Raw genomic sequence first — 11,445 nt, forward strand, 5'->3', positions numbered from 1 at the left:
GATGAAATGAAGCAGAAGATATATCCCGCTTGCACTAGCAAGCACCCTGGCTAGCGCGCTACTGTGGTCTGGAACACAAAGGAGTGCTCATGTTGGTGAAACTGCCTGAGGCGGGCGTCGTCGATGCGCTGACCGCCCCATTTCGCCCCGGACTGCGGTCCCGTCGCTACCGGACGGCTGCCTTCAACACCCCGCGTCCCGCCGATGTCATCCCCGTAACCACCCGTGACGGCGCCAAGCTGCGCGTGCACGCCTACGGTCCCGCCGACGGCGAGGTCATCGTGCTGGCCCACGGCTGGTCCTGCGCCATCGAATACTGGAACCCCCAGATCAACGCCTTCGCCGGTGAGCACCGGGTGGTCGCCTTCGATCAGCGCGGACACGGCGAAAGCGACAGCGGCACGCGGCCTTTCAGCCCGGACCAGCTCGCCGACGACTTCTCCGACCTGCTCGACGCGGTGCTGCACCCGGGCCAGCGGGCGGTGCTGGTCGGACACAGCATGGGCGGCATGACCATTCAGGCGTGGGCGGCCAAGTACCCCGAGCAGGTCCAGCGCCGGGCCTCCGCGGTGCTGCTGGCCACCACCGCCGCCCGCCAGATCCCCAACCGCGCCACCGTGATTCCGCTCCTCAATGACGTGATCCCGGGCCCGGACTGGCTGGCCGTGGCGCTCTTCGGCACCCCGGTTCCGCTGCCCGGCGGCGCAGCCGTCAACCTGATCGCCAAGCACCGGCTGACCAATCCGGGCGCCACCCGCGACGAGGTCGACTTCGGCGTCTCCATCGTCCGCTCCTGCCGTCCGTCGGTGCGCGCGGCCGTGGCCCGGGGCCTGGTGAAGCTCGACCTGCACGGTGCGGCCGCCAATCTGACCGTGCCGACCACCGTCATCGCGGGCTCGCACGACAAGCTGCTGCCCGAGGTGCACTCGCGCGAGATCGCCGACACCCTGGCCGACGCGGGATATCTGGACCGCTACACCGTGCTGCCGACCGGTCACCTGGTGAACATCGAGGCCCGGCACGCCTTCAATATCGAACTGCACCGGGTCATCCGGGCGGCGCGCCGCAATCCGGTGGCCGTCGCGGGCTGATCCGCGAGAACAGCGACGCCCGTCCACGCGAAAGCGCGGGCGGGCGTCGGTTTTTCGGCGTGCCTACTCGAAAACCACGGTGCGGCGGCCGTGCACCAGCACCCGGCCCTCGAGATGCCAGCGCAGCCCGCGGGCCAGCACCACGCGCTCGATATCGCGCCCCTGCCGGACCATGTCGTGCACGGTGTCGGAGTGGTCGATGCGGGTGACGTCCTGCTCGATGATCGGGCCCGCGTCCAGCTCGGCGGTGACGTAGTGGCAGGTCGCGCCGATCAGCTTGACGCCGCGCGCGAACGCCTGGTGGTAGGGGCGCGCGCCGACGAAGGACGGCAGGAAGCTGTGGTGGATATTGATGGCCTTGCCCACCCAGTGCTCGCACAGCTGCGCGGGCAGCACCTGCATGAAGCGGGCCAGCACCACCGCGTGCGGGTCGTGGACGTCGACCAGTTCGCGGACCTGCTCGAAGGCCGGTCCGCGCTCGGCCGGGTCCTTGGGGAAGGGCACGTAGTGGAACTTGATGCCGTGCGCCTCGGTCATCCCGGCCAGGTCCGGGTGATTGCCGATGACCGCCTCGATGGTGGCCGGCAGCTCACCGCTGGTGGCCCGGCCGAGCAGATCGTGCAGGCAGTGGCCGTCCTTGGAGACCAGCAGCACCGCGCGGCGGCGTTCCCCGGTGTCGTGCAGCTGCCAGTCGGTCTCCGGGCCGAGTTCGGCGGCGACGGCGGCGAACCGGTCGCGCAGCTCGGTCAGCTCGAAGGGCACGGTCGCGGCCTTGATGGCCTGCCGGGTGAAGAACCACCCGGTGTCCAGATCCGAGTGGTAACCCGCCTCCACGATCGAGCCGCCGAAATCGGCGATGAACGAGGTGATGCGGGCGATGATGCCGGGACGGTCCGGGCAGCCCAGGGTGAGCACGAAGCGACGGTCGTCCGGGGTAGAACTCATCCGGACAGTATCCGCCTCCCCGGAACTTCAGCGCCCGGCCGGGTGCCGTTGCCGATCATGCATGCGTGCCGGCGGTCGGGTGTCGAACCAATTTTGGACGTGCCCGACGAGTTACCCCCATCGGCGCGAAATCAGTTGTCGCGTGGCATACGTGAGGTCATAAGGCATAGAAGGCGTCGGCGTAGTGGAAGTCGCCCTTGATCTCGAGTTCGTAGGCGGTCAGCGGGCGGACCTGGAAGTGGGAGGTCCAGTCCGCGACGTCGGGGAGGATGCCCAGGCGAGCGCCCGGGACGAAGCCGAAGCGAGGGTAGAACTCGAGACTGCCGAGCAGGCCGACGAGCGGTTCGTCGAGGGCGTCGGCCGCGCCGAGGGCGGCGTGCATGAGGGCGGAGCCGATGCGCTTGCCCTGCTGGTCGGCGCGGACGCCGAGCGGGCCGAGGGCCAGCACCGGGAACGGGCCGACCCCGGCGCGGGTGAGGCAGACGTGCCCGACGATCTGATCCTGGAATTCCGCCACCAGGGACAGGGTGGGGATCCAGGCCGAGCCGTCATCGCGCAAACGATGCACGAGACCGACTTCGACGGGGTCGCCGACCGGCTCGGGGGAGGGGATATCGCCTTCGGCAGCCGCGGCGCCTTGGAAGGCGCTGCGGTGCACCGCGTCGATCGCGGCGGCGTCGCCGGTACGTTCACGACGGATCAGCACGCCTACAAGCATGCGTGACGGCGGCGGCGGCCCGCAACGAAATTCGCCGGGCATATGCCAAACTCGGTGCTCATGGCACAGATTTCCCGCCGTGACGTGGCGGCGATGATCGATCACACCCTGCTGGCCCCCGAGGCCACCCCCGCCGATGTGGCGGCGCTCATCGAGGAGGCGCGCGAACTGGGCGTATTCGCGATCTGCGTGTCGCCGTCCATGCTGCCGGTGCGCGCGCCCGGGGTGGTGGTGGCCACCGTCGCGGGTTTCCCGTCCGGCAAACATCATTCGCTGGTGAAGGGGGCCGAGGCCCGGCTGGCGGTGGATCAGGGTGCGGCCGAGGTGGACATGGTCATCGATGTGGGCGCGGCGCGGGCCGGGGACTACAACGCGGTGCTGGCGGACATCATCGCGGTGCGGGAGGCCGTCGGGGACCGGGCGCTGCTCAAGGTCATCCTCGAATCGGCGGCGCTGAGCGATGAGGCGATCGTCGAATGCTGCCGGGCCGCCGAGAAGGCCGGTGCGGATTTCGTGAAGACCTCCACCGGTTTCCATCCGGCGGGCGGGGCGAGCGCGCACGCGGTGCGGCTGATGGCCGATACCGTCGGCGGGCGGCTGGGGGTGAAGGCCAGCGGCGGCATCCGCACCGCGGCGCAGGCGGCGGAGATGATCGCCGCCGGCGCTACGCGGCTGGGACTGTCACGGTCTCGCGAAGTGCTGGAAGGGTTTCCGGGCTAGCAGTTGATCGGCTGCTGCTGGTTCTGATCGGTGCTCGCCTGCAGTTCGGTGCGGCCACCCCGCAGGGACACGTGCAGACCGTCCTTGGTGACCTCGACCTTGGTGGGCTGCAGGCCCATCGGGTAGCTCTGCAGGCTCTCCGACATGACCTCCACGATGCCCGAGACCAGATCGGTGGGCAGGCCGAAGCCGAGCAGGGTGGCCTGCAGGGTGTCGACCTCGATCTTGTCGCCGACGATCTTCGGCTTCACCTGCAGCTGGGCCAGACCGCCCAGCACCGCGAAGCTGAGCGTGCCCGAGTTCGGGTCGGAGGTGGTGCCGGAGACCAGGCCGCCCAGGGTCTTGGTGATGCCCTCGTTGCTCCAGGTGACCTCGGCGGTGGAGCTGCCGATGGTGCCGCCCTGCTTGCCGCTGTCCTTGACCTCGACGTCATTGAAGGTGGCGTGCACGACCATGCCCTGCGCGGGGCCGAACTTGGTGTCGTCGCTGTCCACCGTCACCGAGGAGACCTTGTTGTCGAACATGGTGAGCAGCAGCGGTTTCCAGCCGAAGGACACGTCGATCTTGGAGCCCATCTGGGCCTGGACCTGAGAGCTGATGCAGGACTCCACCTTGTGCCGGGCGTAGGCCTCGCCGCCGGCCAGGCCGCCCGCCACCAGCAGTGCCACCACCAGGCCGACGACCAGCAAGGTCTTCCTGCTGTTTCGGGGTTTGCCGGGTGAGCCGCCCTGTCCGCCACCGACATGCATCGGGGGTGGTGGGGTGCCGGGCGGCAGCTGGTGGCCGCCGGTCTGGTAGCCGGGCTGATCGGTGAGCGGGTAACCGCCACTCGTCGGCGCGCCCGCGGCCGCATAGGCGGCCTCGCCGGGATGCAGGGCCTGGGTCGGGTGTTCGCCGAGCACCGCGGTGTGCTGTTCGTCGATCCGGGCGGCCGGATCGGTCCACCATTCGGTGGCCGCGGTCCCGGTCGACTCGGACCCGTTGAGCACCTCGGTGTGTCCGTCGAGCACCTCGGTTTGTGCATCGAGCACCTCGGTGCGGCCCTCCGCCACCCCGGCATGCGAGTCCTGCTGCGCGCCTAGGCTTTCGGTGGGCGTGCTGTCCGGTTCGCCGAGGTCCACCGGCTGCGCGGCGGAATCGGCCGACTGCGCGGGGGTGGCGTCACGGGTGGTCGCGTCGTCCGAGGTGGGGTTCGAACTCATGGGGCGATTCTTCCCGAGCTTTCTGTGCGAGCTCTGAGCTTCCCGTGAGGTGTCGGCTCAGAGGGGCGGATTGTGACATAACACACAAGGTCCGGCTTATTCTGAATGTCATGGCTGGGAACGCGGCACCGGAGCCCGAACCGGAACACGGATGGCTGGCGTTGCGGGAACTGGCCGCGCGCCACGCCGGGTACTTCACCACCCGTCAGGTGCTGCGCACCGGCTGCGAGGTCCGGATCCGGGACGGGTTGCGCGAGGGCAGCGTTCTGCGCTCGGGGGTGGGGCTGCTGCGGCTGGCCGACTGGCCGGACGGCCCGCTCGACGAATACGCCATGTGGTCGGCCTGGTTCGACGGCGCGGCCGCGGTCTCCCATCACAGCGCCGCCGAACTGCACGGGCTGGGCCGCCTGCGCCCGCGGTTCGTGCACCTGTCGGCGCGGGTCGGGCGGTTCCCGCTCTCGCCGCGGCTGGTGGTGCTGCGGCGCGGCTTCGCCCGCAAGGACGTGGAGAGCGCGGGCGCGTTCCTGGTGACCACGCCGCTGCGGACCGTGCTCGACCTGGCCGAGGCGGGTATCGGGCAGGCCGCGCTGGACGAGGTGGTGGCCGACGCGGTCGCCATCCACCGGTGCGCGCGGGCCGAAATCCGTTCCGCCAGTGCCGCACTGGATCCGGCCACGGCGTCCCGGCTGCATCGGGCCCTGACCCACACCCGGTAAGGCCCGCGCTGACGGCTTGCACCGCGCGGGGTTCGAGTTTTGCGGGGGCCGGATTCGTGGCAGTGTGACTGTTCATGGCGAAGGTCGGTGCTGGCGTGTGGGATCTGGTGTTTCCGCCGGGGCCGCCCGAACTGATCGCGGACATGTTCTCCGCGGCCGTGGTCGCCGACGCCGTCCGCTCCTACGACGCCGACCTGGCGCAATCGGTGGAGACCTGCCGCGACTGGCGGCGCGGCTACCACCGGGTCTTCCGCGGGATGACGGCGCTGGCCATCGGCTCGCGGGAGGTCTCGCTCGGCATGGCCGGGGCGGGCCTGGATTCGGTGCGGCACATGCTGCGGTTCACCGTCGGGCACACGGTCGCCGCACTGGAGACCGTCGACGTGGACGCGGAGGCCGATGCCGCGGTACTGGAAACGGCCGAAGTGGTGGGCGAGGCCGCGGCGGTGAAACGGCTCGAGGTGCCGTGGCACGGTCTGCTGCTGTCCGAGGAATCCCTGCGCCTGCGGCTGGCCGAATGGCAGACCCGCGGGATTCTGGAGGCCGACTTCGTGGCCGCGATCGAGCGGGTCATCGAGCATCCGGAATGGTTGGCGCTGACCGATTTCCGGGTGACAGTGACCGGCGCGGGCGCGGAACTCGGACCGCTGCGGCCGCTGCTGGCCTGGGGCGCGGATGTGCTCGCGGTGGATCGGCCGGGCCGGGCGCGCTGGGAGAAGCTGCGCGCGGTCGCGAAATCCGGTGCGGGCGTGCTGCGTTTCCCCCTCGCGGACGGCGAACCCGGCGTCGACATCTCCAGAAGCTTTCCGGCCCTTGCCCATTGGATCACCGCCAACAGCGACGTCCGACCGGTGCTCGGCCTGTACGCCGGACTCCCCGGCGCCGCCGGCATGCGCCTGGCCGCCGCCTCCGACGTCCTCGCCGAAACCCTGCTGCGCCGCCATCCCGACGCCGCTCTCGCCCTGCTCGGCTCCCCGACCGACACCTACGCGGTTCCAGCCTCCGTGGTGGCCGCGGCCCGAGATCAATTGACGCTGCGCGGTTTCCGCGGGAGCGCCCAGGATCTGCTGCACAAGGTCGCACCGCACTCCCTGTACCGCCTCAACTACACCCGCCCGATCTTCGACGCCGACGGCGGCGCGTGGGGCCTGTTCGACAACCTCCCCGCCCTGTCCGGCCCGGACTACGCCCTGGCCCAGCGCCTGCCCCGCTGGCGCGCCGTGCTGGCCCGGAACGCGGGTCACACCGTCTCCTTCACCGTCGCACCGCCCGCCTGGACTCGCAGCATCACCCGCGAAACCGGCTGGCGCTCCGCCGCATACCGCGCATCGTCCCGTTTCGGCATCGAGGTCTTCGACCCGGCCACCGCCCGCACCCTGCTCGCCGCCAAGCTGGTCGCCGATCTACACGCCGAGGACGAATCGCCGATGTCGAACCCGGAGGCCCTCTTCGCCACCGGCGCGGCCCACGGCGGCCTGTGGCGTCAGCCCTTCGCCCCGCGTTCCCTGCTCGCCCCCGCCGCCGTCTCCGGCACCGTGCAGGAGCTGCTCCACAAGCTCCAATGATCCGCGCGGTTCCGCGCGAATCATTGCAGCCTGCGGTCGGCCGGTTGAGCCCCGCGCAGGGGCCGGGGTGCGGGGACCGTAGGGGGACAGCGTGACTCGGGAGACCTGCTCAGGGGAGGGGCGCGACCGCCGACCAGGGGACGGTCAGCACGTTGTCGCGCAGGCGGCGACGATAAGGGCGGAGTGGAAATCCCTGCATGCGTAGCAGATCCGCCGCGTGCCGCCAGCGGACTCGCGGGCCGTAGGGGGCGAGGGGCGCGGCGACGGCCCAGGCGCGGTCGGCCGCGGTGAGCAGGGTGTGGATGGGTTCGCCGGGGCTATTGCGGTGGATGAGGGCCTTGGGGAGGCGTTCGGCTATGTCGGACGGGGTTTCGACGGTGAAGGGGTCCCAGGCCAGGGTGAGGGAGAGGGGGGAGGTGCGGTCGAGCAGGATCCAGGCGCAGCGGCGGCCGAGTTCGTCGCAGGTGCCGTCGAGGAGGAGCCCGTCGGGGGCCAGGCCGGACTGGATGGTCGACCAGGCTTCGGGGACGGCGGATTCCGGGTATTGGCGCAGCACGTTGAAGGCGCGGACCAGGGTGGGGCGCAGTCCGGCGAGTTCGAAGCCGCCGCGGGCGAAGCTGACGCCGTCCCGGGCCGGGACGACGCGCTCCGGATCGATCTCCAGGCCGACCACGCGCAGGTCGGGGCGGACCGTGCGCAGCCGGGCCGCCATTTCCAGCGTGGTGACCGGACTCGCGCCGTAGCCGAGATCGACGATGAGCGGGTCGGCGGCGTCCAGCAAACGCTGGGCGACCAAGGGGTCGTGCATGAGCCACCGGTCGCTGCGGCGCAGTCTGTTGATGCCGGTGGTGCCGCGGGTAATCGTCCCGATCGGTTTGTTCACCCGACGGGGTAGTGCTGATCCAGCCAGTTCTTCGTCACCTCGGCCTCGGCGCGGAACAGGTCCACCAGATTCACCAGCATGAGCTGCTCCAGACGGCGTCCGAAGAACGGCAGGTTCACCTGCGCGTGCGAGGAGGTGCGCAGGGTACAGCCGGTGTCGGTGGGGAACAGGCGCATGGTGCCGCCGAGAGTGCCGGGGGCACTGGGGATTTCGGCGGTGTATTCACCGGTGACCTCGGTTCCGAAGGGGCCGTAGGTCTCCCGGCGGGTGATCACCATGTCCTTGTGCACGACCATCTGCGCCATATCGGGCAGCGTGTCGCGGGGCAGTACGTGTCGCAGTTCGACGGTGATGCCGTCGTCGTCGGAGGTGAGGCTCACGATGTCGTTCGGGGAATGCTTGCGCAGTTCCTCGATGCGGGCATCCCAGTGCTCACGGTTCATCATCGCCGCGTACACCTCATGGGTGGTGTGCAACGGATACCGCGCGGAGTAGTCGAGTCGGCGTGCCACGATCGCTCAGGTTACTGCCGGGCGACCCCGGTCAGTGCGAACTCAGCCAATTGTCGGTGAACTCGGCCTCGCGCTCCAGCAGCGCGGAGAGGTGCTCCTGGATGGCGGCCTCGATCTTCTTGCCGAACAACGGGATCTTCACGTCGATGGACGCGTCCACCACGAAGGTCGAGCCGGACCCGTCGTCGGTGACGGTCAGCGTGCCGTTCACGTTCGCGGGCGCGCCGTCCACGCGCGCCTCGACGGTGCCGCCGCTGCCGTGCCAGATCTCGGTGCGCGGAATGACCAGGCCGTTCGGCTTGATCGCGGTGATCTGCGCGGGCAGCTCCTCGGCCGGGATGGTCTGCACCATGTCGACGCGCACGATCTCGCCGTCGATGACGAGGTTCTCGATGCGGGCATTGGGCCCGCCGACCGACTCGATGCGGTCCTTCCAGTACTGCTCGTCGGCGAACGCCGCGCGCACGGCGGCCATGGGGTGTGTCGAGTGCGCAGTGAAGGCCAGAGGTGTCGCCATGGTCGGACAGGCTACCGTCTGTGCCTGTGCGTACTTCTCGGGTGGTGTCGTTCGACGACCTGCGGGACCGGCTGGCGGAGACCGGGGCGCGGCTGCGTGCCGACGTCCGGCTGGCGGAGCTGACGACCCTGCGGGTCGGCGGCCCGGCCACGGTCGCCGAGTGCGCGAGCACGGACGCGCTGGTGGCGACCGTGCGCGAACTGGACGCGGCCGGAATTCCGGTGCTGCTCATCGCCGGTGGCTCCAACCTGCTCATCGGCGATGACGGCTTCGACGGCGTGGTGGTACGGATCGCGACCCGGGCCGTGGAGTTCACCGCCGACTCGGTGATCGCCGAGGCGGGCGCGAACTGGGACGCGGTGGTGGCCGCGAGTGTCGAGGCGGGTTTCGGCGGCCTCGAATGCCTGTCCGGCATTCCGGGTTCCGCGGGCGCCACACCGGTCCAGAACGTCGGCGCGTACGGGGTCGAGGTGGCGAGTTTGCTGCGCCGGGTGCGTTTGCTGGACCGGGCCACCGGCGAGATTCGCTGGGTCGAGCCGGGCGAGCTCGGATTCGGTTACCGCACTTCGGTTCTCAAGCACAGTGCCGCCGCGGTGGTGCTGGCGGTCGAATTCGCGCTGCGCGCGGATGGTTCCAGTGCCCCGCTCGGCTATCGGGAGCTGGCCAATGCGCTGGGTGCGGCCGAGGGGGAGTCGCGTCCGGCCGCGCTGGTACGGGCGGCCGTGCTGCGTTTGCGGGCGGGTAAGGGCATGGTCCTCGATCCGGACGATCACGACACCTGGAGTGCCGGCTCGTTTTTCACCAATCCGGTCATTCCGGACGCGCAGGTGGCGGCGGTGCGGGCGGCGATCTCCTCACGTGTGGGCGCGGACGTGGCCGTGCCCACGTTTCCCGCGGCGGGCGGGGTAAAGTTCTCCGCGGGCTGGCTCATCGAACGCGCCGGTTTCGCCAAGGGCTTTCCGGGCGACGGGTCTCCGGCACGTTTGTCGACCAAACACACGCTGGCGCTGACCAATCGGGGCGCGGCCACCGCGACCGATCTGGTCACCCTCGCCCGCACGGTTCGCGACGGTGTTGCTGAGCGCTTCGGCATTCGGCTGGAACCGGAACCCGTGACCGTGGGTGTGAGCCTGTAGCGAGTGGCTTCGGCCACCATTACAGCGTCCGGGATACACGGTTTGCGGGGGTAGGGTCGAGCAAGTGAGCAATCGAGGACTGTCCCGCCGTGTTGCCATTCGGGCGGCACTGGTGGCGTCGACGGCGGTGATCGCGGCGGCGTGTTCGTCGTCGAACAATGGTGGCGGCGGCGGTTCCGCGAAGCCCGCCGAACCGGTCGCGACCGTCAAACTGGAGCCCGGCAACGGCAGCGAGAACGTCAGCCCGACCGCGGCGGTGACCGCCACGGTCAGCAATGGCCGCATCGACCAGCTGACCCTGACCAATGCCAACGGCAAGCAGGTAACCGGCACCTTCGATGCCGCTCGCAGCAAGTTCACGGTGAACGAGGCGCTCGGCTACGGGGCCACCTACACCTGGGCGGGCACCGCCACCGGCACCGACAACAAGCCGGTCGCCATCGACGGCAAGTTCACCACCATCAGTCCCAAGAACACCGCCCCCGCCACCGTCAATATCGGTGACGGCCAGGAGGTCGGCATCGCCGCGCCGATCATGTTGCAGTTCAAGGGCCATGTCGCGAACAAGGCGGCCGTCGAGAAGGCGCTCACCGTCACCGCGACCCCGGCCACCGAGGGTTCCTGGGCCTGGCTGCAGGACGACAACGGCGGGTCGCGGGTGCACTGGAGACCGCGCGAGTACTGGCAGCCCGGCACCACGGTGCACGTCACCGCCAAGCTGTACGGCCTGGACATGGGCTCGGGTCTGTACGGCGACTCCGATCTCACCTCCGATTTCAAGATCGGCCGCTCACAGATCGTGCGCGGTAACGCGCCCACCCACCGGGTCCAGGTGATCCGCGACGGGCAGACCGTCTTCGACTTCCCGTGCAGCTACGGCGAAGGCAACCAGGACCGCAATGTCACCCGCTCGGGCATCCACGTGGTGTCGGAGAAGTACGAGGACTTCCTGATGTCGAACCCGCCGTTCTACACCAATGTCCGCGAGCGCTGGGCCGTGCGCATCTCCAACAATGGCGAATTCATCCACGCCAACCCCGAATCCGCGGGCGCCCAGGGCAATTCGAACGTCACCAACGGCTGCATCAACCTCAGCACCGCCGACGCCCAGGCCTACTTCCCGACCGCCCTCTACGGCGACCCCGTCGAGATCACCGGCACCCGCATCCAGCTCTCCGCCGCCGACGGCGACATCTACGACTGGACCATCGACTGGGAAACCTGGAAGTCCCTCTCCGCCCTCCAGGGCGAACCCAAGAACCAGATCTCGGCCACCCCGGTCCCACCCCAGCCGGTCGGCGGCCGCTGACCCGCTCCCGACACCCGAACCCGCGCCCGGAAAATCATTGGCCGCGCGCGGGCTCATGTCATTACAGTCACTCGGGTACAGCGAACAACGGTGTGAGCGGGCCGGATTCAATCGATTACACCCTAGTGTCG

General features: G+C 69.7%; 12 protein-coding genes. 6 read left to right on the top strand and 6 right to left on the bottom strand.

Annotated elements, in window-relative coordinates; genetic code table 11:
- Positions 1-89: 89 nt before the first annotated feature.
- Positions 90-1,091 (top strand): alpha/beta fold hydrolase, encoded by a 1,002-nt coding sequence (locus NS2_RS33365; protein ID WP_033091294.1) that lies wholly within the window; start codon positions 90-92, stop codon positions 1,089-1,091.
- 63 nt (positions 1,092-1,154) lie between these two features.
- On the opposite strand, the gene purU is transcribed toward NS2_RS33365, so the two are convergent.
- Both purU and NS2_RS33375 read right to left on the bottom strand, forming a co-directional pair.
- The gene (gene purU, locus NS2_RS33370) at positions 1,155-2,036 is read right to left on the bottom strand and encodes a formyltetrahydrofolate deformylase (protein ID WP_033091290.1); all 882 of its coding nucleotides are present in this window, start codon (positions 2,034-2,036) and stop codon (positions 1,155-1,157) included.
- A 157-nt stretch (positions 2,037-2,193) separates the two neighbouring features.
- Complete coding sequence (locus NS2_RS33375) at positions 2,194-2,742, bottom strand: GNAT family N-acetyltransferase (RefSeq protein WP_033091293.1); 549 nt, start codon at positions 2,740-2,742, stop codon at positions 2,194-2,196.
- A 72-nt stretch (positions 2,743-2,814) separates the two neighbouring features.
- Between NS2_RS33375 and deoC the strand changes: the two genes are divergently transcribed.
- Positions 2,815-3,474: a deoxyribose-phosphate aldolase gene (deoC, locus tag NS2_RS33380; RefSeq protein ID WP_370737331.1), complete on the top strand. Its 660-nt coding sequence runs from the start codon at positions 2,815-2,817 to the stop codon at positions 3,472-3,474.
- On the opposite strand, the gene NS2_RS38285 is transcribed toward deoC, so the two are convergent.
- Positions 3,471-4,676 carry an LmeA family phospholipid-binding protein gene (locus NS2_RS38285; protein ID WP_308640206.1) on the bottom strand — a complete coding sequence of 402 codons (1,206 nt, stop codon included), beginning with the start codon at positions 4,674-4,676 and terminating at the stop codon, positions 3,471-3,473. The genes deoC and NS2_RS38285 overlap by 4 nt on opposite strands.
- 110 nt (positions 4,677-4,786) lie before the next feature.
- On the opposite strand from NS2_RS38285, the gene NS2_RS33390 reads away from it, so the two are divergent.
- Positions 4,787-5,392 carry a type IV toxin-antitoxin system AbiEi family antitoxin domain-containing protein gene (locus tag NS2_RS33390; RefSeq protein ID WP_036551205.1) on the top strand — a complete coding sequence of 202 codons (606 nt, stop codon included), beginning with the start codon at positions 4,787-4,789 and terminating at the stop codon, positions 5,390-5,392.
- Positions 5,393-5,466: 74 nt separating this feature from the next.
- Entirely contained in the window at positions 5,467-6,957 is a 1,491-nt protein-coding gene (locus NS2_RS36495) for a hypothetical protein (RefSeq protein ID WP_071343336.1), read from the top strand.
- Between the two features lie 109 nt (positions 6,958-7,066).
- Here the strand turns inward: NS2_RS36495 and NS2_RS33400 are convergent, their stop codons facing one another.
- The 3 genes from NS2_RS33400 to NS2_RS33410 are packed head-to-tail and all read right to left on the bottom strand — an operon-like array spanning position 7,067 to position 8,869.
- Positions 7,067-7,840: a class I SAM-dependent methyltransferase gene (locus tag NS2_RS33400; protein WP_147207412.1), complete on the bottom strand. Its 774-nt coding sequence runs from the start codon at positions 7,838-7,840 to the stop codon at positions 7,067-7,069.
- Positions 7,837-8,352: a DUF2505 domain-containing protein gene (locus NS2_RS33405; RefSeq protein WP_033091285.1), complete on the bottom strand. Its 516-nt coding sequence runs from the start codon at positions 8,350-8,352 to the stop codon at positions 7,837-7,839. The genes NS2_RS33400 and NS2_RS33405 overlap by 4 nt, the downstream gene beginning before the upstream one ends.
- 31 nt (positions 8,353-8,383) lie before the next feature.
- On the bottom strand, positions 8,384-8,869 hold the full coding sequence (locus NS2_RS33410; protein ID WP_033091284.1) for a DUF2505 domain-containing protein: 486 nt from the start codon (positions 8,867-8,869) through the stop codon (positions 8,384-8,386).
- A 44-nt stretch (positions 8,870-8,913) separates the two neighbouring features.
- Here NS2_RS33410 and NS2_RS33415 point away from each other — a divergent pair, with 44 nt between their 5' ends.
- Positions 8,914-10,005: a UDP-N-acetylmuramate dehydrogenase gene (locus tag NS2_RS33415; protein WP_045440065.1), complete on the top strand. Its 1,092-nt coding sequence runs from the start codon at positions 8,914-8,916 to the stop codon at positions 10,003-10,005.
- Positions 10,006-10,069: 64 nt separating this feature from the next.
- Positions 10,070-11,314, top strand: a complete 1,245-nt coding sequence (locus NS2_RS33420) for a L,D-transpeptidase (RefSeq protein ID WP_033091283.1) — start codon at positions 10,070-10,072, stop codon at positions 11,312-11,314.
- Positions 11,315-11,445 lie beyond the last annotated feature (131 nt).

This window comes from Nocardia seriolae NBRC 15557 (assembly GCF_007990715.1).
GTDB lineage: Bacteria > Actinomycetota > Actinomycetes > Mycobacteriales > Mycobacteriaceae > Nocardia > Nocardia seriolae.